Annotated in this window: 21 protein-coding genes; 10 read left to right on the plus strand and 11 right to left on the minus strand. The window is 50.4% G+C overall.

The annotated features are described in order from the left end of the window. Positions 1-108: 108 nt before the first annotated feature. A complete protein-coding gene (locus HOK28_03045; protein MBT6432041.1) occupies positions 109-1089 on the plus strand; it encodes a hypothetical protein in 981 nt (326 codons plus the stop codon). Between the two features lie 141 nt (positions 1090-1230). Here the strand turns inward: HOK28_03045 and HOK28_03050 are convergent, their stop codons facing one another. From HOK28_03050 to HOK28_03070, 5 genes are all read right to left on the minus strand, one after another. Beyond that, complete coding sequence (locus HOK28_03050; protein MBT6432042.1) at positions 1231-3996, minus strand: Hsp70 family protein; 2766 nt, start codon at positions 3994-3996, stop codon at positions 1231-1233. A 5-nt stretch (positions 3997-4001) separates the two neighbouring features. Next, positions 4002-5771 (minus strand): Hsp70 family protein, encoded by a 1770-nt coding sequence (locus tag HOK28_03055; protein ID MBT6432043.1) that lies wholly within the window; start codon positions 5769-5771, stop codon positions 4002-4004. Positions 5772-5784: 13 nt separating this feature from the next. Beyond that, positions 5785-6378 (minus strand): DUF2760 domain-containing protein, encoded by a 594-nt coding sequence (locus tag HOK28_03060; GenBank protein MBT6432044.1) that lies wholly within the window; start codon positions 6376-6378, stop codon positions 5785-5787. 197 nt (positions 6379-6575) lie between these two features. Next, entirely contained in the window at positions 6576-6830 is a 255-nt protein-coding gene (locus tag HOK28_03065) for a hypothetical protein (protein ID MBT6432045.1), read from the minus strand. Continuing rightward, a complete protein-coding gene (locus HOK28_03070; GenBank protein MBT6432046.1) occupies positions 6793-6948 on the minus strand; it encodes a hypothetical protein in 156 nt (51 codons plus the stop codon). The genes HOK28_03065 and HOK28_03070 overlap by 38 nt, the downstream gene beginning before the upstream one ends. A gap of 173 nt (positions 6949-7121) precedes the next feature. Between HOK28_03070 and HOK28_03075 the strand changes: the two genes are divergently transcribed. Together HOK28_03075 and HOK28_03080 are read left to right on the plus strand one after the other, a co-directional pair. Continuing rightward, the gene (locus HOK28_03075) at positions 7122-9614 is read left to right on the plus strand and encodes a hypothetical protein (GenBank protein MBT6432047.1); all 2493 of its coding nucleotides are present in this window, start codon (positions 7122-7124) and stop codon (positions 9612-9614) included. A 269-nt stretch (positions 9615-9883) separates the two neighbouring features. After that, a complete protein-coding gene (locus HOK28_03080; protein ID MBT6432048.1) occupies positions 9884-10066 on the plus strand; it encodes a hypothetical protein in 183 nt (60 codons plus the stop codon). A gap of 274 nt (positions 10067-10340) precedes the next feature. Here the strand turns inward: HOK28_03080 and HOK28_03085 are convergent, their stop codons facing one another. Beyond that, positions 10341-10979 (minus strand): hypothetical protein, encoded by a 639-nt coding sequence (locus HOK28_03085; GenBank protein MBT6432049.1) that lies wholly within the window; start codon positions 10977-10979, stop codon positions 10341-10343. Between the two features lie 326 nt (positions 10980-11305). Between HOK28_03085 and HOK28_03090 the strand changes: the two genes are divergently transcribed. After that, positions 11306-12403, plus strand: coding sequence for a hypothetical protein (locus HOK28_03090; protein MBT6432050.1), 1098 nt, complete (start codon positions 11306-11308; stop codon positions 12401-12403). An 18-nt stretch (positions 12404-12421) separates the two neighbouring features. Further along, the gene (locus tag HOK28_03095; protein MBT6432051.1) at positions 12422-13276 is read left to right on the plus strand and encodes a hypothetical protein; all 855 of its coding nucleotides are present in this window, start codon (positions 12422-12424) and stop codon (positions 13274-13276) included. Positions 13277-14186: 910 nt separating this feature from the next. Here HOK28_03095 and HOK28_03100 read toward each other — a convergent pair. Then, positions 14187-14609 carry a transcriptional repressor gene (locus HOK28_03100; protein MBT6432052.1) on the minus strand — a complete coding sequence of 141 codons (423 nt, stop codon included), beginning with the start codon at positions 14607-14609 and terminating at the stop codon, positions 14187-14189. Positions 14610-14783: 174 nt separating this feature from the next. Between HOK28_03100 and HOK28_03105 the strand changes: the two genes are divergently transcribed. Together HOK28_03105 and HOK28_03110 are read left to right on the plus strand one after the other, a co-directional pair. Beyond that, entirely contained in the window at positions 14784-15311 is a 528-nt protein-coding gene (locus HOK28_03105) for a MerC domain-containing protein (protein ID MBT6432053.1), read from the plus strand. Then, entirely contained in the window at positions 15287-16483 is a 1197-nt protein-coding gene (locus HOK28_03110) for an NAD(P)-binding domain-containing protein (protein MBT6432054.1), read from the plus strand. Before HOK28_03105 ends, HOK28_03110 begins: the two co-directional genes overlap by 25 nt. Before the next feature lie 353 nt (positions 16484-16836). On the opposite strand, the gene HOK28_03115 is transcribed toward HOK28_03110, so the two are convergent. From HOK28_03115 to HOK28_03130, 4 genes are all read right to left on the minus strand, one after another. After that, on the minus strand, positions 16837-17139 hold the full coding sequence (locus tag HOK28_03115) for a hypothetical protein (GenBank protein MBT6432055.1): 303 nt from the start codon (positions 17137-17139) through the stop codon (positions 16837-16839). Positions 17140-17167: 28 nt separating this feature from the next. Beyond that, on the minus strand, positions 17168-19555 hold the full coding sequence (locus HOK28_03120) for a TonB-dependent receptor (GenBank protein MBT6432056.1): 2388 nt from the start codon (positions 19553-19555) through the stop codon (positions 17168-17170). Positions 19556-19721: 166 nt separating this feature from the next. Continuing rightward, positions 19722-20369: a hypothetical protein gene (locus HOK28_03125; GenBank protein MBT6432057.1), complete on the minus strand. Its 648-nt coding sequence runs from the start codon at positions 20367-20369 to the stop codon at positions 19722-19724. 494 nt (positions 20370-20863) lie between these two features. Next, positions 20864-21562, minus strand: a complete 699-nt coding sequence (locus tag HOK28_03130; GenBank protein MBT6432058.1) for a hypothetical protein — start codon at positions 21560-21562, stop codon at positions 20864-20866. 432 nt (positions 21563-21994) lie between these two features. On the opposite strand from HOK28_03130, the gene HOK28_03135 reads away from it, so the two are divergent. The 3 genes from HOK28_03135 (at position 21995) to HOK28_03145 (ending at position 23933) form a co-directional block, all read left to right on the plus strand. After that, entirely contained in the window at positions 21995-22339 is a 345-nt protein-coding gene (locus tag HOK28_03135) for a hypothetical protein (protein MBT6432059.1), read from the plus strand. A 107-nt stretch (positions 22340-22446) separates the two neighbouring features. After that, positions 22447-22926: a hypothetical protein gene (locus HOK28_03140; protein MBT6432060.1), complete on the plus strand. Its 480-nt coding sequence runs from the start codon at positions 22447-22449 to the stop codon at positions 22924-22926. 92 nt (positions 22927-23018) lie between these two features. Continuing rightward, complete coding sequence (locus tag HOK28_03145) at positions 23019-23933, plus strand: hypothetical protein (protein MBT6432061.1); 915 nt, start codon at positions 23019-23021, stop codon at positions 23931-23933. Positions 23934-24784 lie beyond the last annotated feature (851 nt).

The raw sequence follows: 24784 nt of genomic DNA on the forward strand, positions 1-24784 counted from the left end.
CTAGATTTCTAGTTAGATTTCATAATTAGATTTAATTAGATTTAATTAGATTTAATTAGATTTAATTAGATTTAATTAGATTCAACCAACCCGAGAAGGAACTCCTACATGCCGTATTCTGCTTCCTGGCTTTTTACCTATACACTCATCATAGCCATGCTAACGAGTGGTAACACACTGGCCGATGCTGGGCCTAAGGTTGGAGCGCGTGTTTGGACCAAGCTAACCGCCGACCTACAAGCAGAAAAGGTAGAACCCAGCTTTGATGTCTATCGAGGTTTTTTAACCGCAGACTTTGTAGCCGACGAGCAATGGTCGGCGCACATCATCATCGATGCTCAAACCACAAAAGCTGCCCTCGGTGCCATTAATACAGGCAGCGGGGTATCACTCTTTCAAGCGATGGTTCGCGGCAAATCGCTTATCCTAAAAGACGACGTCTTATTGGTGGGGCTTTCTCCCGGTCATTATCTAGTGCCGCTCTATAAAAAGCTCAAGACTCGCCACTTGGGCAAGACCCTCAGCCACCACCAGGGTAACTTTGGTGCTCGTCAACTTGGAGTAAGCTATCTTCTTAATTTCTCAGGCGTCCGAATGGGCCTCCATGCCCATGAAGCTGACAGAACCCACGGTAAAAAGAGTGACCATAATCTTGGTGTCTCCACCACAATTGGGTACGACTTCACCGAACACATAGGTGTGATGGCATCTCATTCATTTGCCCAAGGGGATGATTCTACCTCCGCAAGCCAACATGCCACCGCCTTGGCTCTGTACACTTCGAATCCGGACTATCGCGTAGCATTGGAGCTAAGTTTCAAGAAAATCAATGATTTAGATGCAACGCCCTTCGGATATGGAATGACTGCTAACATCAAGATTTGGGAGAAACTCAGACTTTTTACACGCGTGTTCACGGGGAACCAAGCCTATCAAACAGATGTGGGCGGCTTGTTGGTTTGGTCCGTAGGTCCAACTCTTAACATCACAAAGGGTGTTTCCATTGGTGCTGTCTTCGATAGTACAGAGGCGCTAGAAGGTGCAGACCCCACCCGTACAGTGTCTTTAGTGCTCACCGCCAACCTATGATGAATCACAAAATCTGTGAAATGATTAAGCAGGAATGTGTGCATGCAAAACCGAAGTGGGTTCACCAGCAACCCGCAGAAGGGTTGCGATAACAACCACTCGAACTCTCTACTCGAAAAACCCACCCAAAACCCACCCCAATTAATCCAAGCGCAAACCCACCGGCAAAGATTCACCAAGCATCCGCGACGCATCTTTATTCGAAAGATTGGTGGGGCGCAGAACCATCTCGGGCCAGCTCTTCGCGGTTTTCGCCTCTGTGAGCCGAGCGGCCAATTGCTCCCGTAGATTCGAATCTAAATCGCGATTGGCATCCCCGGTCATGCGGCTGATTAACGTGGCGGCAAAGGCTGCACCTTGGGCCTTGTTCCAGTCGAGTTCGAGTAAGCCTTTGAGCCAGTGGCTGGCCACGGTAGGGTCCACCACCGTATGCTCACCACCATACGCGGGAGACCGGCTGCCAAGACGGCCTAAGGATAACCACGTGCTGAACTTCTTGGGATTTTTTAAGAAAGTTTCTCCGATTGAAACCTTTTGAGCGGGAGAAAGCTTCTCCAATGCAGCCAGCATCTGCATCATCTCCACTTGTCCTGTAAGTCGGTTTCCTTTTTTGGGACTGGTCTCCGGTAAAAGCCAGAGGTGGGTGTCTGAATAAATTGTTTCCGTTTTAGCCAGGTCTAGGCCCGGTGCCACGCGGCGCCAAAGAATCCACCACTCTCCAAAATTGGCCTTGGAGGGAAACTTAACTCCCGTGCTGTAGATAGCCCAGAGGTCCTGGAGCCGGTCGCTATCGCCTAAAATGCCCAGCCCGGGGCGTAAGCCCCAACCGATAAGCCGCAGCCACTGGACCTCGTGTCCAGCACTCTGACCGCGTAACGTTTGGTGTTTCATGCAGACATCAAAAATGGCGCGGCAAGTATGGCCCGACCATTCTCCTCGGGGCCCGAGAATCCCTTCCAGCTCATTTCGAAGTCCCTTGACCTTCGCGGGATCTTGCTCTTTTCCAAACATGTCGTGGATCAGACGCCGGGCCTTGTGGAAGTTACCGGGAAGCACGGATTGAGATCCAGCTTGAGAAGCATTGGACCCTTGGGCTTTGCTCTCCGTTTTTTTATCGTCCTGGTTCTCACCCCTAAGAGCGAATTGGAGTCGCCATCGCCTTGGGGGAAGCTCCATGGTTCGCAAATTGAGCTTGAGAGCACCACTCTCATCAAGTTCAGATCCTAGAGTGACAGGAATGGTGCCATCTTGGCTTTGGTGCAGAGTCCCGGCCTTATCCCGAAGGACGGTTTGGATGGGCGCCATGGGTTCCAGCTCATCATCAACATCAACCACTGCGCCTGCAGGATCCACGCGGCTACCGGTGTACACATAGAGAGGGAAGCTCACCTCCCGGTTCAGTACCAGGTTCAACACCCGGCTGGTCACTTCCAGAGTGGTGTTTTCTTCCATGCCCCGAGGCGCGACACAGAAAGCTTGCATCCGTTCGTTCTCGCCTTGCACGCCTACGTAGTAGGCCCGAGCCGCCCCTCCAGCAATCAGTTGACCGAGCCCGCGGCGAGCTAAGCCAAAGTGCACCGCTCCGCAAGCGACCGCCGTAGACAGTGAGGTATGTTCGAGAAACGTAACGGGCTCACCCCCAAACCAATGGCTGAACACCTCCGACAAGCGTTGCACCAAAGCCGGGGAATGAAAGACGCCACCGTTTAAAAGGACCAGATCGGGGCGGGGCAGGCCATCTTGAATTTGGGCGCCCACCTCTTGGGCACCTTCGATGTGCCGACGCAAGAAAGCACACACGTGCCGCGGGATGGCGGGATCTGTGGCGTAGGGTAAGCCGAGAGTGGTTAGGCCGGCACGTTTGTTTTTCTGGGGCACATCGGCCGGTCCTGTTTTGGGAATAAACCCATCGAGCAAAAGTTCGTTCACTTCAGCTTTGGTCAGCGGGATGCTTTGGGTGCCTGCGATGAGCCTAGAGCCTCGCTTCTGGAGCGAAACAACCATTTCTTCTGGAGCGTCGGGGCCCAATAATTTCTCTTTGGCCAATCGCACCGACTGCAGCAACGCAGACCACTCACTTGGGTCTAGGTTGGTGCGGTTGGCTTTAGCGATAACATGGTGGGCCAAGGCCGCATCCATATTGTCGCCGCCTAAGAGAAGATGTCCCCCTACAGCGATACGCTCAAGCTCTTGGGTGTCGTTTTCTCCTTCGACTACTTTGAGCAGTGTGAGGTCGGTGGTGCCGCCGCCCACATCCACCACCAGCACCAACTTGGCCGCTGCCAATTGCTCGCGGATGCCGTCTCCTTGGGAGCCGAGGAAATCGTAGAAAGCAGCTTGCGGCTCTTCAATAAGCCGTACGTTTTTGCCGTAGCCCGCCTCCTGGGCGGCATCGAGAGTGAGTTCCCGGGCAGCTTCATCAAAGGAAGCCGGTACCGTGATGGTGACCTCTTGCTGAGCCAAGGGTGCGCCGGGGTGTGCGGCATTCCAAATGGACTTCAGGTGGGCCAAATACTGCACCGAGGCCCCGTAGGGAGAAATCTGGGGTTCGTTCTCAGGCGCATTCCATGGCAGCACGGGCGCGCGGCGGTTGATGCCTCCGTGGCAGATCCAACTCTTGGCTGAAGCCACCAAGCGGTGCGGCACCTTGGCGCCGAGGCGACCGGCCAATTCACCCACCACATGGTCTGCTGTGCCCCATGGTAACTGGGTGGCGCCTTCGGGCAGTTCGCCATCGGTTGGCAAATAGAGCAGTGAGGGCAAAAGAGGTTGGGCCGCCACTTCACCGGGAGCGACCAATTGAGGTAAGTCGTAGAGTTTCACCGCCGCGCGGCCAACGGGGCTAGCCGCCAGAGCGCAATGGGTGGTTCCCAAATCGATACCCACGATAAATTGCGGCTTGGTCATAGTCGTTACTCCACTCGGACGTCAAAGCTCAGCTTCCATCGGCGCTCGGAGTCCACATCGACCGCTGAGATCTCAAGGGTTCCTACTTCGCTTACTCGGGCGTGAAGCCGAACGTGCACAACCGATCCTTCTTCGCCGTCCAGGGTGGTTTCAATGGGGGCCACTTCGGCCAGCTGGGCGGGGTCGACCACTGCACCCACTGGGTCTTGTTGGCGTTCTGAAGAGCCAAAGAATCTGAATGATACGGGCTCGCCCACATAGAGGCCGAAGGGATCGCTGAGATTCACCTCGGTACCTTCTTCCATCCCAAAGGGAGCGATGCAGAGGGCATCGAGTTTGGGAGCAACGCCCGGCACTGCCATTTGGTTGCGCTCCACTCCGATATAATAAGAGCGCGCAGTGCCGCCCTTGATACGCAAGCCACCTTGTTGGCGGGCTTGGGCGTAGAATGCAGCGCCTCGGCTAACAGCCAAATCGGGATCTCCACCGGCCAAGACCTTAGGCCCCGTGGCTCCGTCGGCTACGGCCCAGGTTTCAAGCACCTTGAGGATGCGGTTGCGAATGACCGGGGACCGGGTGACACCGCCGTTGAATAAAATCGTGGTGGGGTAGGTCATGCCGCCGGTACTTTGCGACCGGGCCAAAAAGGCCGCGAGATGGCGTGTGACCGCGGCGTCGCTGGCGTAGGGCAATCCCAAGGTGGTTAGACCCATCCGCCGGGGGATTTGGGGCCGGGCACTGGCAGCCACATCGGGAAAGAAACCTTCCAAGAACGTTGCTTCCAACTCAGGCCGGGTGAGTTCGGTACGAATGGTGCCGCCCATAAGCCGGCTTCCTCGGCTGGCAATGGCCAGGGGATAAGTATCCCGGCTCTCATCGGCGAGTAGGCTTTCTTTGGCTGCGCGACAACCGTGCACCAATCCACGCATCTGCCAATCGTCCAGCCGTTTACCCTTTTGCTCAAGCTTGGCCGACACGCTGTAGGCAAGCGCGAGATCCATATTGTCTCCGCCTAGGAGAATGTGGTCACCCACGGCGACCCGTTCGAGCTGCAACACGCCTTCTTCTTCTTGCACGGAGATAAGGGAGAAATCGGTGGTGCCACCCCCGATATCGCAAACCAGGATGGTGTCGCCCACAGAGAGTTCGTCGCGCCAGGTATCGCCTTTGTCGGCGAGCCACGCGTAGAGCGCTGCTTGGGGTTCTTCCAAGAGGCGAAGATTGTCCTTAAGCCCAATTTGAGACGCGGCCTCTACCGTGAGTTCCCGTGCCGCTGCATCAAAAGAAGCGGGCACGGTGAGTACCACATCTTGTTGGCTTAGAGGGCTCTCAGGGTGGGCTGCATCCCAGGCTGCCCCGAGGTGGCCCAGATATTGGGCGGAAGCTTCGAGAGGGGAAATCTTAGGAATCCCTTCGGGAGCTTGCCATGGCAACACTTTAGCCCGGCGGTCGATGCCGCTGTAGGAGAGCCAACTCTTGGCCGAAGAAATGAGCCGGTCCGGTGTGGCTGCACCTTGCTTGCGCGCGTAGGTTCCCACCACTTGCTCGTTGGTTTCTCGCCATGGCAGCGCGAAGGCGCCGGGAGCCCGTTCGGCTTCGGCGCTCATGTAGAGGAACGACGGCAGAAGATTTTCCGCCATGGTTTCCCCAGGGGCCACGGTTTGGGGAATGGCCAGAGGTTTAGGAGAGTCGGTTTTGTTAGCCATGGGCACGCTTGCCAGGGCAGAGTTGGTGGTGCCAAGGTCGATGCCCAGGGCAAAGGTAGCGTCGGTCATGGTGGACCTCCTCTTAGAGTTCGATTTCGGCCGGAGCTAGAATGCGCGGATCGTGTTCGGCGGAGAGAGTGGGGAGCTGGAGGTCTTTTACCTGCCAGCCGTGGTGGGCCAATCGTCCTTTAAAAGGAGGGGAGCCAACCACATTGCCGGTGAGGCGTAGGCGATGGGCGTCGAAACCTTCGGCCAATTCAATGGGCGCTCCCTCTTCTTCGGGGCGCACCGGTTCAAACACAACGTGACTTTTAAGCCCACGCTTACAGCCTTCGTGTACCACACGAGCCGCAGCTCCGACTTCTTCATCGGAGAAGGAAGTCACATCTTCTTGGAGGAAGTCGATGAGTCGTCCTTCCCGCTGGAGGATACCCAATACTTGAAGGCCCGTGGTGTCTTGGGCTTTGGGGGGTTCGGGTTCTTCCACTGGCTCTGATTCGATGACCGAAGCGCCGGTGTTTTGATGTTCGGGAGTTTCAGCGGGCTCCGGAGCGGCGGTGGTGCCATTGAGGAGTCCGTGAATATTGGTTCCGAGAGCCGAATCAAAAATGACCCGCAGGGGCAGGGTCAAAGCCAGCCAAAGTCGTCCGAAAAATCCAAGTTTTGTTTGAGCCATAAGGTCTCACTCCCGTTTATTCTTAAGCGTTCTCGGGGCTCTTAGTGCCATGGTAGGAGACAAGAGAGCAATGGAATTTCAACAGATCCACCGATTAGATCAGCAGATTGTGCCCGAATGTGTTGAAGAATGCGGAAACTTCATCCTTCAGGCCTAGAACCTGCCTAAGTCAAGGGCGGCGACGTTTAGAAAAAGTTCTAACTGAAGGTTTGGAACATCTTCATACCAAAAACATCCCCGGGAGTCAGACCCGGACGCTCTCCCACAAGCCCATTACTGAAATAGTCAGCGCAGCCGAGCGATTCGTCGAAGGGCCAAGGCACCACACCCGTGGTATCACCTTCCTCTAAACGTAGGAGTCTTGCTGGGTTCCAACCATAGCCTCTAAAATCAAAGCCTGCTTCAACTGAATCGTCACCCGCCGTCCAGGCTTTCCAGAGCCCATGGTCCAAGTTGATTGGCTGCTTCTCTCCACACGGCATCGAGTCCAAAATCTATTGCCATAACATCGAAACCCCCTACCGGTTCCTCAACATCGGAAGTATCAGCCGCCTTCGTCACTTTCGTCATTTTCGTCACTTCTCAAGTAAAACCGTTCATTCGGGTCTGCTTAGGGAAACCGGCGCACCTTATAATTTCAATTACATCAGGTAGTTATATGATCCCTGTCTTCATACGTGCCTTTGGCATGCCGGTTGCTCCTATGTGTGCATAGAAAACGCTACGGCACGGAGAACCCCAAAATGAAAACACGATTAAACCGACAACTATTAAGCGTAAGCCTGGTTGGGATCGCCCTTGTCTTAGGAGTTTCTATCAAAGAAGCTCGAGCGATGAGTTCGACCACGCTTAACATCCCTACATCTTACAGTACGCAAAACCGAACCGAACTGGAGTTGGATCATGCAGAGCAACAATTGATGGGACAGGTTACTATTGCGGGCAAGCTTTTAAGGGAAAGCGCGGTAGGAGAAGCGCTCTTATTGGAGCCAAACTTAAACGTCGAACTGGAGGTTCGAAATGCGACAGGCATCTTGCTTTTGCGGGATACTCTTGCTTTGACAAACGGGCGTTTCGAGCAACTTTTGAATGTTCCTGAACCGGACCGCATTTCAATTCTCGTTTCTTTTGCGGGTATCACCACCACGGAAGATGGTACTCATGTGGAGTATCTTTCCGCGACCACGACCAGCACGCTTGTGGTGGTTGAACCCGGTTGTGATCCGAATACTCCAGATGAGACAATTGATGGTGAAGACCAGAATTGCGACGGTATTGACGGGATAGATAATGATGCTGACGGTTTTGTGGATGCTATGGTTGGCGGCTTTGATTGTGACGATGATAACGCTGAGATTTATCCAGGTGCATTTGACATCAGCCTGAATGGTTTTGATGAAGACTGCGATGGTATGGATGGTCCCGATGTCGACAACGATGGCTTCGTCTCTGCAGGAGCGGGTGGCACAGACTGCAATGATGCCAACTCTAATGTTTACCCCGGTGCAAGTGATGTGAATGTTGATGGAGTTGATCAAGGTTGCTCAGGTGTGGATGGCCCCGATGCAGATGGCGATGGTTTTGCAGCTGCCTCAGCAGGTGGCACAGACTGTGATGATACGCAGGCAATGCTGAATCAAACCGATGAGGATAACGACGGCTGGACAACGTGTGACAGTGATTGTAACGATGCCAATGCTTCGGTTTTTCCTTTCGCTCAAGATTCCACAGTGGATCAGGTTGACCAGAATTGTGATGGATTTGATGGACCGGATCTTGATGAAGATGGTTTTGCCGATGCGCAAGCGGGGGGAAGTGACTGCGATGATTCCAATGCCGCTCTGAATCCTGGCGATAAAGACCAAGATGGCTACTCTACGTGTGACCGTGATTGTAATGACACCAACCCGATGCTTAGCCCTGGGATGCCTGATTATGTCGTTGATGGCGTGGACCAAGATTGTAGCGGAGTGGACGGCGTTGACCTTGATATGGATATGATTGCATCTGTGGAATCTGGTGGTACCGATTGCGATGATACCAATCCTGCAATTTATCCAAATGCCTTGGATTATACCACCGATGGAGTTGACCAAGATTGCAATGGTGTGGATGGTCCCGATGTAGATGGAGATGGTTATGCATCGCAGGCCTCTGGCGGCTCTGATTGCAATGATACGGACCCAAGTGTGAACCCGGATGCTATTGACCAATTCGTAGATGGTATTGATTCAGATTGCGATGGAGAAGACGGACTTTGGGCTGTTCAAGTTGTTGGAGGACATCGTGCAACGTGCGCACTCTTATCGAATGGTTCCGTTGAGTGTTGGGGATACGCAGTAGATAACCTGTATCATTTAGCCACGACTAATGGCTATTCTATCGTCGATGAGTTTGCTGATGTTATTCAGATTGCTTCAACAAGTTCCCGTTACTGTGCTGTATTTGCGAGTGGGCAAATGCGATGTTGGACATGGAGTGGGGAAATTGATGTACCAGCCGATTTAAATGATGCCGTCTCTGTGGATGTTGCCATGGGTCACGCGTGTGTGGTGCGCTCGAACGGACGTGTTCGTTGTTGGGGAGCTGGCACAACCGCGGATTATTGTGCTCCTTGGGGTCACGCGGGATCAAACTCAGATTATGAGTGTGGTCAAAGCATGGTTCCCGAGGATCTAGATAATGTGCTTCAGGTAAGTACTGGCATAAGGCATACTTGTGCTCTACGTCATGACGGTACGGTTCGTTGTTGGGGAGCAGGCACCAGTCCAGAGTTCTCTTGTCACTGGGACGGTACTTGGCCGGATTGCGGGCAAAGTGCAGTACCTGCCAATCTTGGCGATATCGTAGCCATTAAGGCACTAGAAAGTACGACATTGGCGATTACCAGTGAAGGATATGTTCGTGAATGGGGAGGACAGGATAGAAATACTTGGCGTTTGGGAGCAGGTCCTTATGTCCAAGTTGTTGATTCAGATTTTCTAAATGTTTGCGGTCTCAAGGCGAGCGGGGAAATAAATTGTACAGGTGGGCAGTTCCCTCACCCGCAGCATATGACTAATGTTGTTGGAATGATGATGTCACATGTCCACGGATGTGCTGTTCTTGAAGATGGTAAGGTTGAATGTTGGCAGCGAGGAGGCTCGTCAATTTCAGTATACGAATCGGACGACGGTGTATTAACATCAGTAGAGGCCGGGTGGTGGAATATCCCGGAATATCTACAAGCTAATTAAAAAAAAAGTAGATTAGATTAAGCAGCAATGTGTAATGGCTATCCATTCACATTCCTGCTCAATCTTTTTTCAATAATATTACGAACCATGTTGGGAATGTCTTCGTCTTTGATGACTAAGTAATTGTCAATAAAATGACCATTTGGCACGCGCTTCGCTGATTCATTTTTTATGACCAGAACATATCCAAAAGTGAGAGACATGAAATCAAAATTAGATAAACACCCTTGGCTTCGCCGCTCCGGTAAGGCACCGTGTGGCAGGCGTCAGTGGCAGCGTCTATTTTATTCCTAGGCTTTTCATTAACCGATGGGGCTCCGTTTTTTACCAGCGACTTTTTCGGTTCGGCAATGTTCTGGGCCATTCTCTCATATGAGCGAAAGCATTATTACCGAATCATTATGGAGCTTGAGTCAGAGCTTCAAGAACTGGTGAATATAGAAATTCAATAGGCTTCGATAGCTTCGTACCTAGGGAATTCAACCTACCAATTCCCTAGAGCCTGAATCTATAACATTACGTTTCCGAATCTTGTGTCACCAAATGTGGAATGATGTGAATCCGAATAGTGCCTTCATCAATTGAGTCGTGGGTACGACGGATAGCAGGGGCCTTTGATGATTCCCCTAGTGATCTGGTTCCCAATACGAAAAAGCCCCAAGTCACACAAAGTAACTCGAGGCTCATTTTGTTTTCGTAACCGTCGATAGAATACTGATTTAACAGTTAGTCCATGTCATCAAAGTCGTCGAAATCATCCATGTCATCCATATCGTCCATGCCGCCCATATCATCCATGCCATCGGGCATTGTGATGCAAGACATCGGATCGTTAAAGCAAGCAACATCCGGTAGGCATGCCTGTCGAGAACTATCACCTTCGTCGTCGATGCATGTCATGAAATCAATGCTCATTCCCCCTACACTGGGCATGTCACAATCGGATTCTTGTGAACAAGGAATCGTACAATCTTTCATACCCTGAAACTCAGCACAGATGAGGCCGGCCTGCAGAGTGTTGCACTCAGCGTCCGTAGTACATGGAATCCGAGGCTCCTCTTGTGGTTCGGGCGCCGCAGTTTCGCCTCCCGAGGATTGTTCTTCTTCCTCAGCCTCTTGGCAGATACTTACGCTGGTCGAGCCAACGCCGGTACAGCTGGCGGATGCACTGCATTCCGTTGTCGATACACTGCAATCCGGTAGGCATGCGCTCGCGCCTGAGCCAGCGCCGATACAAACCGTACCTGAAGCACAGTCGGCAAGCGTTGTGCAAGATGGAGCGGTACTGCCTCCACCACAAGCGACAAGTGCAACAGCGCCGACCATAGAAATGAAGCAGCAAAATAGTTTAAATGAATTCGTCAATTGAAGGACCCCCCTTTTAGATGAGTTTGAAGTCCAGCGAACTCAAGGGGTGTACTCAATGCCTAGTTTAAGCATCGTAAGCCGGTTTGATATGCTTACTAAAAATTAACAATCAGGACACGGGTAGTTAAAACTTATCTGATTACATAGGCTTGGGTAATTGTTGCTTTTGATTATTAATCCTGTCGTCAGCCCTCAAAATCTTAGTATCATGGATGAGGTGACTATCTACCGGGGGGCATAGTACATTGCATCGAGTACTTTTCACCATACTATTCTGTGTCTGTACCACGGCATGTTTTTACAGCTGGCCGACGGTTGACGCGATGACTTACCCATGTGAGTCCAGCACCGACTGCGTCGACGGGTACAGCTGCCTCAACGGTGTCTGCGCTGCAGAAGCAGGCGAAGCCGCTGACGATGACATTACGGGAAATAACAATGGTGAATCCGGCACCGATCCTGAGACCGATCCCGAAACAGAGGATACTCCGCAAGAACTTGTAACGCCTATCCGAGGAACTCTCGCGTGCGGCGATGACTTTTGCTGCGGGATTGATCTCGAAGGTGGCTTGGTCTGTTGGGGCGACAATCCAGGTGGCCCAGGGACCGCCGAATCGGGCATTGCTAATCAAACCACGAGTAACTTTGATTGGATTACGGCTCAGGGTAACCGTTTCTGCGGGGTCACAACAGAGGGCGCCGTTGAATGTTTCGGTGGAGGGAGTCCACCGGAGAATAAGTCTGCAAACGTATTTACGCGAGTTAGTGCTAGCGGGAATTACGCGTGTGGCATTCATGCGGAGGGGTCTGAATGCTGGGGCTACGATGAACCTGACGCGCCGACCAGTTTGCCGACCCTCACTTCAATTTCTACTGCACCTTATAGCGCCTGTGGGCTCGACCCGGCTGGCGCAATCACTTGTTGGGGCAGTGACACTTACTCGGTTCCTAGAAGTAAATGGGACCAAATCGCGATGACGGACCGTACCCAATGCGGTATCGCGGATCAGCAGCTTTATTGCTGGGGCGATCTGAATCCACTGGGGGCTCAATCACCGGTTGGCGATACATTCGTGGCACTTAGTGTTTCGGACAGCTACGTGGATGGGTTTGAGTTGGGTCGGGGCCTATGTGCGCTTACCAAATATGGTGCGATAGATTGCTCGTGTTGCAGCACTTCGGGCTTTAACACTGACGAATGTTCTGCGAACGAAAATATGGACGTATGTGATGACCTGCCGAGCCCGGTTGGCCCCTTTGTTCAAGTTAGAGTGGGAAACAATTACGCCTGTGCCATGCGGGACGATGGAACTGTGACCTGTTGGGGGCGCGGTACAGAGAATTTTGACGATTTCGATTCTTACAATATGGAGGGGCAGAATGCCCCGTCTGACGTGATTTTTAAGACCTCCCGAGACTAAAGGTGAGAGTGAAAAGTAATGTTTCATAACTGGATAAAAACCTGGGGTGCCTTTGCGGTGATATTGCTCACAGCATCCTTTGTGAGGGCTGAGAAGCCTTCGGCAATCGCTCTTCCACTGGAGGGCCAGCGCATCGATGATGAGACTGTTGGTGTCTTGAATCAGATTATTACCGGCTATCTGTCTCAAATTCATACGCACAAAATGATTTCCATGGACGATGTCGAAACGATGTTGGGCTTCGAGCAAAAGAAGCAGATTCTTGATTGCGATAGCGTGAGTTGCTTACCTGAAATTGGCGGAGCACTCGGGGTCGATGAACTTCTTCGAGGAACCGTTGGAAAGCTCGATAACAAACTCATTATTGGATTTACCCTGATGAATATCCGGGAGGCGACGGTTAAGAACCGGGTGACCGTGAAGATAGATGATGACGAATCCGAGTATGACCAGGGACTTCGTCGTGCGTTATGGGAAGTGTTTGAACTACCTGAGCCTGTCGATATGTCCACTGAGATGCGTGCAGGACAAGCTACCTCGATGCCTGGAGCGCTAAGTTGGGCCCTTTGGGGTACGGGTGTTGCCGCTCTTGGAACCGGGGCGTATTTTGGGAGTGTTGCAAGCTCTAAATACAACGCGGCAACGACACCGCTCTCGGGTGGACAAACCGCAATTTCAGAAGGCCAATCAGCTTCCCTAATGGCCAACATCCTCTATGGCACGGGGGCGGCACTTTTCGCGGCGGGTGTTGTTTTCTGGATCTTCGATGGTGGGGATGACACAAACCCTGCTACAGCAAGAATCACAAGTCCTACGATGGTCCCTATGGTGGGTCACGATTTATGGGGACTGGGTATAATCGCCAGTTATTAGGATGAACTTCCTCGTACCCTTAGCAGTTCTCGTGAAGACGAGGGAAGCAATTTTCATTATACTTATATAGGTAAGAAAAAATGAAATATTTTGAGGGTGCCATAGATCGGTACACCTGTATTAAGTTGTGCTCGATTACCTCTTTGATGACCCAAAATATGCATCGCCTCGGTTTATGATTTTATCTCTCTATTTGTGTGATTGAGTCTTTTTTTGCAAAGCTAATACTGTCCTATTATGACCTACCTAATTAACTTTTTTGGAACTAGGTACTAAAGCAGACGCTTGTTTAGATGACCTAGCCATTTCACATTTTTCTAACTTTGCAGTTTTTGCCAGTTCAAGGTTTATGGCAGCAGAGTTAGCTTCTATTTTTTTCGATGTCAAAGTCGTGTCTTTTGAAGATTGCGATACTCTCGCCAAGAAATGAAAGCGCTAATCCCTGGCCTTCCTCGAGCGACGGCGCACTCAAGGGTACCCAGACATTGAATTTGTGAGGCGGGTGTCCAAGCGGAATATCTGAATGAAACATTGGATAAAATAGTTTTTCAGAATGATGAGGTGTCTGAAGTCTAATCGTAAGTTGAGTTTGGTAATAGAAATCTAATCCCAATACTTGCAAAATTTCCTGAAGCACAAAGGCCCTCTAAACCCTGTTTAGGTCGTCTGGTGTATCGTAAAGCCGTTGGGAAACTTTATTGACGCCATCTTCAAGTTGTACGATTTTTCGTCGTCAGATAAAATTTTGTGCACATTGGTTATCGGCTCGCCTTCTGGCTGGCCTGCTGTTTCTCTGATCCGAGACTGGACCAGCGACGCCATTTTTTGGACATTAGCGCTGAAAAAAACCTTCTTCTCATCCTAAAACAATTGCTCGAAAAGTTTGTCTAGCAGCAAATTTTGGGTGAGTTTAAATGCAGTCGGGGCATTTCCCGCGGAGCTGAATGGTCGCGTTACGGACTGAAGCAGCCCACCGTCCCTTGGTGGATAGGGACCGGGCGAGGTCGTCTGGCAAGCACGAAACGTGGCTACAATCATCGCAGACGAAGTGGGGATGACGATGGTTGTCACCATCTGTTAGGGCAAGAGCATATCGGTCAATGCCATCAGCGCGGCTCACCACTATAGCGATACCGGTGTCCCGCAGTTTGACGAGGTTTCGGTAGACCGTGGCCGGGTCCCAATCGGTCTTTGCAAGGCACTCGAGTACCTCGGAATGAGAAAGAGGGCTTTTGGCAGACTTCAGGACCCGAAGCACCGCCAGCCGTGGCGCGGTTACCCTAAGTCCTCTTTCTTGAAGAATTTTCCGCTCTTGTTCTTTTTTAGTAGTCACGATTGTCCTTCATGGATCAATATCTGATCTTAGTCCAGCTGGCCTATTTAAGCAACCAACTTGCTTTCGTAACCTAGTTGCTTTTGCAAGTTGGTTGCATTATTGGGCGCTAGAATTTAATCCAGCGCTTGGTCATGCCCTTAAGCCGATAGCGTTCGTATGGAGGAAGACTGCATGAGTCAGAAATTAGACCGATTTGGAGCGGTTGCCAGTAGCCTTTGTGCTCTGCACTGCGCTCTCTGTGCTTTGTTGCCCGCGGCCCTCAGTGCCTTGGGGTTGGGCTTTCTGATCGGGCATGAGGCCGAATGGCTTCTTACCCTGGTAGCAGTAGCTCTAGGTATGGTCGCTATGATTGTCGGCTGGCGGCAACACCGCTCATTTCGAGTTGCCGGAGTGCTTGCTATCGGCATTGTGGGGTTACTGGTTTCCCGCGGACTTGAGATGGGTTCTGACCATCACGACAGCCACGATGAGGTTCATCATGCTCAGGTCGAGGAAGCATCATCGCAGTCGAATGAGGGCGATGACCACGAAGAAGAAAAGCAGGTCGAGGGTGAAGAGCACCACGTCAGCACCGAGGAGGGTGATTCAGGTCACCTAGTGGGGGCTTCCGTTGGCGTATTGGCAGGATTACTCCTCTTTCTTGGGCATATTCTCAATATCCGAATGGTACGGAAGTGTCTGAATTCGTGCTGCCCATAAGCCTAGACTGGTTAATCATCGGAGGCGGGATTCACGGGGTGCATATTGCTGCGAGCTTGATTGGGGAAGCGGGGGTTGCAGCTGAGAAGGTTTGTATTGTGGACCCAGCAGCACGCTTACTCGACCGTTGGAGAAGCTGCACCGATACCACCGGTATGACGCATCTACGTTCACCCTCGGTACATCACCTCGATATTGATCCTTGGTCTCTTCAGCACTTCGCGAGAAAGGGAAAGCGAAGGAAGCGGGGATTACTGGTAGGGCAGTACGGTAGACCTGCTCTCACTCTCTTTAATTCACATTGCGACAAGGTCGTGGAGACTTTTGGACTTTCAGAGTTACATATCCAAGACCGAGCCGTCACAATTCGGGTTGAATGCGATGGTGTAAGGGTTGAGCTAGCCAGCGGTTCCGAGTTGATAGCTCGTAACCTTGTGCTGGCGATAGGTGCCGGGGACCAGCCCAATTGGCCCGAGTGGGCGCCTCAAGATCATGATTGTGTCCACCATATTTTTGAGCCGGGTTTCGATGCCTGGCCGACAGAACCCGAGACTGTAGCCGTTGTTGGTGGCGGTATTTCCTCGGCGCAAGTTTCAATTCGCCTTGTTGAAGAAGGGCATAAGGTTTATCTCATTTCGCGCCATTCGCTTCGAGAACACATTTTTGACAGCGATCCGGGTTGGCTGGGTCCAAGAAATATGCATGGTTTCAGGCGAGTACGGGATTTTAACCGTCGCCGAGTATTGATTGACGATGCTCGCCATCGCGGTTCTATGCCTCCGGGAGTGCGTCATGCGGTCCGCCGAGCGATGATGAATAAGCAATTACGTTGGCATGAAGATGTCGTCGAGAGCATTGATATTCAGGACAATAATTTGAAACTGAAACTCGGCACCCAAGAACATTTGGAGGTGCATCGCGTGCTCCTGGCCACTGGGTTTTCCTCTAAGCGTCCAGGCGGAGCGCTGGTTGACGGGTTGATTGCATCCTCTTCGCTACCCTGCGCCGAATGCGGCTATCCCGTGGTGGATACGGATCTGAGATGGCACCCTAATGTTTATGTCTCAGGCCCCTTAGCTGAGCTTGAGCTGGGCCCTGTTTCCCGAAATATAGCTGGAGCGCGAAGAGCCGCGACACGCTTAGTTGATAGTCTCCGTACCGCTCGGGCATAGTCAAAGAAGGCGTCGAACGGCTATTCTTTATGCACTACTCTCATATCGTGGGTTTGCGCAGTTCTTGGCCACCTTAAATCTCACAAAGTTATGGGGAATTGGTATTTTGCGAAGGTGGCGACATAATTGTCGTCAATTGAGAACGGAGGGATGCGAACTGTGATCCTGTTGGATTGTGCATATCCGAAATCTTGGAAAAGAGAGTGTTGGTGATGGTGATATTATCACCTTTTCGAAGTTTCAGTTTGTTAGCTGTAAATCTCATGACAATCACATTGTGACCAACAAGGTGTTTTGAGGACTCAAGCTTGAGAGGTAGTTTCTGGCCGTTATGACTGATTGTATAAAAATTCTCAAAAAAGGACTCGACCACTTTTTTTGTCTTCTTTTTTGATGGTCGATGGGTCAATGCCTTTGAGCATCGATTTGTTAAGACTTCTTTCAAAGTCATCACGAAAAACCTTGCACTCCATACGTGAACTCTTCGTCTCAGGGTCGTATTCCACCAATGACGCGGTTAGTTTTAGTGGATGGCTTAGGGATTCTTGCGGGGCGATAAGTAGGGATAAGAAGACGAAAATCGCTGCGTTTCTCTGAGGCATCATCATGTTGTCTCGGCTCCTAATCAACATTTTATTAGATTGTAATTGGTTCATCCTCATTCCCTTTAAGGCCAACGAAGGCTTATTGATAAAACCCAAATTCGGTGCCAAGCCGAACAAACATCTGGCGCCCCGGCTCATCGGAAAAATAGCGTAAAAGGCTAGTGTAGTCCCTGTATCGATGATTGAGGATATTCTGCATTTCAACGCTAAAGAGATAGCGCCCCTCACCGATGTAAAAGACAGTACTGGCTCTCGCACCAAATAATGCATAGCCGTCGGGCACAGGTGCAAAATCGCTATCAGGGGAAACGTTATGCTGGGATGCTACTAAAGTAGCATTTACCGATACCTGGGAATCTTCTATCCATTCAAAATCTGGAAGCAGGTATGTGATTTCTGCGCGCAACTGGTCCGGTGGAATAAATATCAAGAATTCATTGTTTTGAGTGTTTCTTGCGTGCACAAGAGAGCCTTGCAGCGCTAAATCGAACGAACCAAGTTGGACCAACGCATCGGCATCTACTCCGTAAAAGACGGCATTGATAGGGTCGTACGAAAAGCGGGGGAAGCGTCCCTGAATGAGCACATCGGTACGAATGGTTCCATCATCTCTGAGTTCAGGTGAGAGGTAGATATAATCATCGATAAGGCTGCCGTAAATCGAGACTTCACTTTGAAAGATTGACCAATCGGCTTTGAGGGTAGCGCTTGCACTCCAACTTGTTTCAGCTTTTAGGGTATGGTTTCCCCGGGCCATCACTGGAAAAGAAGGTGAGGTTCCGTTGAGGTATTGTTCATTAATGGTGGGGGCTCTTGTTGCACTTGATAGATCGATCTTGGCTCTAACACCTGATGCGATATCGACCATTCCTCCAAGTGAAAAGGTTACAGCATTGAACGACGAGTCACATCTGGAGAAGTCCTCTCCGATGTTACAGGTTTCGGAGTCGATTCGTTCTTCACGCACAAGGCTCTGAAAAGTCTTTTTGGGAAGATAAGCATGGCGCGTTGTGTGATCGAACCTTACACCTGCCTCGATTTCAAAGTCGTCGAATATAAATCGCTCAACAGCGAAGATACCTCCGCCCAAACCTCGATAGTCGGAAAGCAGCGGCCAGCCCCGATAAACGTTTTCTTGTAGTATTCCGCTTACACCAATGAGACCTTCCAGCCTGGTGTCGGCTGAAATTTCAACTGCGTGTCTAAAGAGGGCGTCTGCTGTGTGTGTGCGAAGAGTAAAGTTATGTTGAGCATAGTCGGTTTCTACGCGAACGATTTCATATTCCTTACGGTCGTTGCGTTGGAATGAATAGGTTAATTCCAGTTCACCAAGATCCCCAATTTCAAGTTTCCCACGGGCAATAGCGATATCGTGGGTGACACCTTGGTAGGGGCGCTCAATTTCGTAATCAGCCTCATACAGTTCACTGTAAACCGGCTCGTCCAAAAGTACCTGGGCATCAAAATCGGCAGTGGTTTCCTTGCGGACACATCGGCAGACCCCGCTTGTATCTGTTTTGTGGTGAAACGAAAGCTTGAGGCTCCAACATTCACCTTCGTAGGCAACTGCGCCCCCGGCATTCCATTCTTCGATTCCAGTGTTATCTAGAGGGTGGGCGGGTGTATCGAGTCCAGCTCCCCGGCTGTAGTTACCATCGAGTCTCCAAGAGAGGTTTGTCAGTTGCTCGGGGTTGCCATCTATTCGAGCCGCCACCGTGCCACGCCGTCCATTAAGCGCACCAATGGTTTGCGTCTCTAGACGGATGCCAGGCTCAGTGAGCATCGGGGGAGGGTCCACAAGGAGCACGCCAGCGATGGCGTCGGGACCATAACGAACTCCAGCAGAACCCTTAACCACTCTTATAGATCCTGCAGCAAAGGGATCAATCTCGGCTCCATGATTCAGTCCCCAATCTTGACCTTCATGGCGAACTCCGTCGAAGAGCATGAGAAGGCGTGAACCATGTTGACCACGTACAATCGGTTTCGCTGCATTTCCTGAGCGAAGCACGGTTACGCCAGGTAGCTCGGCAAGTGTATCCGCTAAGTTTTTACCTCGGGTTCTTAGGAGGTCGTCGCCATCTAAAGAAACAACGGCGCGCATTTGGGATGATTCTTTGGGGGTTTTGGCCCGAACGGTGATCTCGTCCGGGGCTTGTTCTGTAACGGGATCAAGAAGAACACTGATGGGTTGCTCTGGGTTGCGCTCATTCTGGAGCCTTATTTCTTGTGAAGCATAGCCCCATCGCAGGAACCGAATCTTAATTCCTCCAGAACAAAGGCCTTCGAGTTTGAATGAGCCGTCCTCTTTTGATTGGGCAATCAGAGTACCGTCACTTGCTTCGATGCGAGTGTCGCTGACGGGTTTGTTGTTCTTGGAATCCGTAATCCGACCCGAAGCAATGCCATGGCATTCTGTGGAGGCTAGCATTCCGAGGTAAGACACAAACACGACGCCGGTCATCATTACTTTTAACGCTCCAATTGCGTGCAGCCTGCCTCTCAACAAGGTTGAGATTAGGGCCGCACGTTGCAAAAGTTATCCGGCGATACGGATGGTTGTTGGCTGGAAGTTAATCAGTGAGCGACACAGTAGAATTGTCGCCAGTAGATTAACGGGATTTGAAAGAGTTCTATTCAACGGTTACATTGAAATCGACGTTGATGTCGGTGGATCCCGGTAGGTCTGTTGCACTTCCTGAATCCATGACCTGCGCCAATGTACCCGTTTTAACAGCCTCGCCGTTAACTGGTGGCATATGGCGAAGAAGAACGCTGAGGACGCCCGTCCCATTCACCGTGGCGAGAAACGAGTTGGTAAGGCCAATTGGGAAGCCGTTGTTGTCGGAATCTTCGTAGACATGCTCTACCACTGCATCTGGATTAGATGTATGTGCTGGCCCTTCAACTGCCGAGCCTGTGAAAAACACCTGGTGCTCGTCCTTTTCATCAGTGATTTCAGGTGTAATGTCTTCCGCTGGGTCTTCGAGTTCGTTTAACACTCCAAAGGTAACGGTGTAGGTTTCACCGTTGGTTAGAGTGATGTCATCGATGACTGGGCTGCCGTCGTTTTCAGGGTCTGCCCAAGAAGCTACAAAGCTGCTGCCATCACTGTTTGCGGTAAACGTAAGTTTAAGAGTAGTCATTACCTCATTTGGATCGTGATCATGGCCTTCGTGGTCATCATGGTCGTGGTCGTCGTGACCGACATCGTCGCCACAGCCTACGAGAACGAGTGATTGCAGAAGCGCGACCAAAATGAGCTTGTTGAGTTTCTTCATGGGTATCTATCTCCATAGCCTAGTTGATACAGCCTTTTTGGCTGGATTTGCTTTATTGCCTGCATTTAACGCAAGCGACTTGCATTTGCAGTAAGCTTGCATGTTCTTGGTCCTATTATTGGCATTTTGCTAGACGCGGTCTCTCCTTGTAATGACTCGCAGACTCTTCCAAGGAATAAAACCGGGGGACGAATTCGATGATTCTGCGATAGGTTGCGGTTATGAGGCGCCTCAACCGAATAAGAACAGGGCTCCCTCGGACTTCGAACGACTCTGATAGACCCCGTAAAAGGGGGCACTCATAATCTCAATAAGCTTCATCTTTTTATCTGTGTAATTTAGGATATCGAAATCCTACGATTTCTTGAACCAGGCTTCGAAGTCCGAATGGTGGATGGGTCACAGGCATCCATTGCCATACGCCACCCTGAGGATGTTTCCCGGGGCGTAGATGAGATGCGTAAACGTGTTGCCGCTTAGATGTTGATTAGACTTTATTGCTCAAGAAGCGCTGCCTGCTTCGATATTGCGTCTCCAATTTTTCCAATATTATGAGCCTGCTTCTCGCACTTACGCATAATCTCAAAGGTGAATAAGCCTGGGCCTATCCATAGCTTTGTTTGCTTGTTCGCCTCTCTACTGAATCGCGAAATGATTTTAGACACTTCGACTCTTTCACTTTCTATGAGTGCAAGTAGTTTACTCATTTGTTGATACATGGCGCGGCTCTTGCCTAGCGCATGGGCCTGGACCATGGACCCTCGGCTGCGGACCAGACTGATATTGGCGTCGAGTTTTATTAGGAAGCGGTTAAGTTGAACCTTGGTTTTTAAAACGTCTATTTCATTGATTTGACTCAAGGCCATAAAATTTTCGACGTCCTCTGCGGCTTCTTCATAATCGTCGACGGTATCCTCCAAGGTGGATACCAACGCTTCTGCGCGTTTACGCAACTGATTAACGCGAGCGTAGTTAGAGTTTTTGGAAGAAATCGTATTCTTCCCCTGAGCCATTGTTTGAAATTGAGATTGTATTTCCAGCAATTGTTTCGTGCTGGTTTCGCCGTTTAGGGTGTAGGTTTTCAGGGGGGCGAGAATGACCTTGAGTTGTGCATACGGAGGGGCGGTCATTTTTGCGCCTTGTCTTTTTAGGGAATGGAGCGCCATGAGTTTGCGTTGCAGGTCGTCGCGCATCTGAGTCAATAGAACGTTGGCAGCGATGTTTGTCTTATCAAGGCTCTGTCCGACAGTCTTTACTTCGAGGTGCCGAACGCTGGTGCAGGCTCCTAGGCAGAGGAACATGACGGTAAAGATAAGAATGTGTCTTAGCATCGGCTCAACTCACTTGTTTAGCTAATAAGGTTCCGGATGGACCATTTTACGCTTTGGAAGACAAGTCAATGAATAAGGGCAGGGCTGTGACCTTAGCTGATGGGGCTAGGCTGATTCGCTGTTTCCCCCACACCAGCCTACAAATTCAACCAGAGTAGAGTTAAAGCACTGATACAATATGCCGCCCGGGTTATTTTTTAACCAGTGGAGATATTATTACTGTCTCTAAGGCGGTGCTTTGTTAAGCTTTGAGTAAGCCGACGTCAGGGGATGCGCGGTTGACTGGGGGAAATAATGAAAGTTGATGGAAATTCAGGGGTAGTCAATTCAAGTCTAGCTGGTGGGATGTCCAACCAAGCTCTAGCGATGAAGGTCGAAGATGCTATGTCCAAGTTGGACCTTGGTACGTTCAAGGGTGTTCCTTTGAGGGAAACTCCGTGTGTGGACAATCTTAAGCCGCTCTTGCTGGAGAAGACTTACGCTTTCATTCTAGAGGACCAGACGCAAATTGATTATCCGGAGCGAACGGCATTTGTGAACCAAGATGCAAAAGAGTTCTTTCTCAAGGTGACTGGGCATACCGGTGATCTGGGCCCTAAACCTGAGCTTTGGTTTGGCCCTATGAAGCTCGACACATGAGCTAGAGTGAAGCCTATATCTTCAGTGGTTCTTCACCGTTAATGGAAACTGCCCGATTCGTTAGAGCTCGATACACATCACCTTTTTTCGGGCAAGAGGAGAAGACCATGAGTCATAAGGTTTCTATTTGGGCATTCGCAGGGTTTCTAGGTTGCCTTTGGGGGTGCGGTGAAGCTGGCGATACAGAATGTGGAGCAAAGGTCTCTTTCTCCCACGATTTGTCGAGTATCTTTGACGACGACTGTAATTTCGACTCATGCATGGGAGACAATGGCTCTGACTTTAAGATTATGATGGCGCCTGTTGTCCAAACAATCGCGGAGAATACATGCCCAGGTGGACAAAACGGTCAGGGTTCAGAAACCGCAACAGTCGAGCGCGCTGGCGATGTCTTAACTATCACTGTGGGCTTCCAAGAATTAGCGATTCCACTCTCGGACAATTCTCTAAGCAGCGGCGGACTTGAGTTTGGTGATGCGGCTTGCCAAAACAATTTAAGCAACATTCAAGGTGGATTAGATTATGAGACAAAGACCTTAGTTTGGTCTTATGACTTAAGAGTGACGAATCTAGGTGGATGTTTTTAAGTGGAAGTTTAAAGTTGAAAAGGACTCTTGTTGATACACGCGACGGCCTAATTAGGGAGTTAGTTGCCTTTAACTGAAGTTGGGAGTGAATGATGCGAGACACATGTATCCTCATTTTAGCAATGTCGTTTGTCTCAGTAAGCTGCGTAAAAGAGGATAGTGCCACGGCGGCCACGACAGATTCGGAAATTCCTCAACCAACAAATTCTATCAGCTCGGTCATGCTAGCTCCTGTAGCCTGTGATTCAGGTGATAGCGGCTTGCCGGAAGGATGGGCGGCCCATTTAATAGAAGCTGGTCTAACGAAATGTGCCTCGCCCTTTGGAGTTATTATCGGGGCATCGTCGGAGGTTCCCGATACATACGTGGCTATGGTAGCAAAGATTGTTGCGGAGCTTCTCGATCCGGATATGGACGGGATAGCGAACGACCCTGCGGTACTTGAGTTAATGCAAAATGGAAAAAATGTCTGGTTGCCGATGCCTACGGACGAATCCAGCTGGAGTTCAGGTGTCGAAGATAACCTTGGAGAAGCTCTCCAATCTTATGGAATTATGATTCCCCGATGGTGGCTCGGGTCGTTTTCTGAGTCTGGGCCGGATGATCACGCGAAGGCAGTGATGGTTGAGGAGGTTGTTCATGCGTTCACGCAATTTGGATATGGAGTTGCTTACCCAAACATCTTTGGTGTCAACAATTGGAATTCCGTGATTGCGAAAGAAACCCAAACTGCCCAATGTGATTGGTGGCAGCACCCCGAAAACAGCTGTCCTGGAAGGCCCTCTGAAGGAGGCGATTGCTCCAACCCCAGTTGTGATATCACCGAGTTTTACCAGCAGGTTGTTGTGCTCCGAGCCGGAATGACGCCGGGTTGGTTTGGAATTGGGTTTCCGCAAAATAGAACTCTACTTGAAACCAAATTGAGCTCCGAGATTAAGACGGCCATCGATAACCCAGACTACAATCAACTTCGGGCACCCCTGACTTTTTCGTATGCTACGCAGTGATTCTAATTGATTTCCGCGGAAAAAAAGGGGCGCCGTAAAGGTCACCGATTTCTCGTCGACGAGATTAAACGATACTGTTTTTAAAATGAACAATTTCCCGCGGCCGACACTTGAGGTGCTCTTCGGGAGGATTCTTGTTGCTACAGAGAATTGGTGTGCATTCGTTTGGTTCAAGGTTATTTTTTTAGTGGTAAACCTGCACCGGCAAGTATCTCTGCATTGATTAGGCTTCAATTTGTTTTTGCCTGAGCGCATTCCTTAAAGACATCGAAGACCTTCTTGTTCACCTCAGAAAGTATCATTTGATTGATGGTGAACGACTTATCTATTGGGATGGGTGGTTTACTTTGGTTATCTTGTTAACCCCTGTCACGAAAAGAAGAGCTTGAAGGTGAGTCTATTCAATATACTCAGTTTGCCATTAAAACCAGTGCAAAATGAGATCACCCTAAACGGTGCCATGCAATTAACCAACCACATCTAAAACATGATCTTGCAGCAAAAGTAGGTTCTCCGAACGATGGCTTTCCCCTCTCTGAAAGCTTGGTTGGGAAGCTGAGTGTTAGAGCGGCGTTCGCAACACTTGTCAGAAATTCTTTACCCATCACGAGGTGTATCAGTCACGACTTGAAGCGCAGCTCGAGATTGTAAAATAGATAATTCTCATAAAGGGTAGACTATGAATCTTTCGTTCAAACTAAGCTTCTTAAATAGTTTTAAAAGGAGTGCTTTTTCGCTCACTCTGGCGATGGGAGTGCCGACCTTCCAGTAAATGTTGGGGTTCGTATTTTTTGGTGGTCTCGTGAAACTTTAAAGAGAAGTAGCCGAGTCGTTATCAAGGGACGCGTCCC

Source organism: Deltaproteobacteria bacterium (assembly GCA_018668695.1).
Lineage (GTDB): Bacteria > Myxococcota > XYA12-FULL-58-9 > XYA12-FULL-58-9 > JABJBS01 > JABJBS01.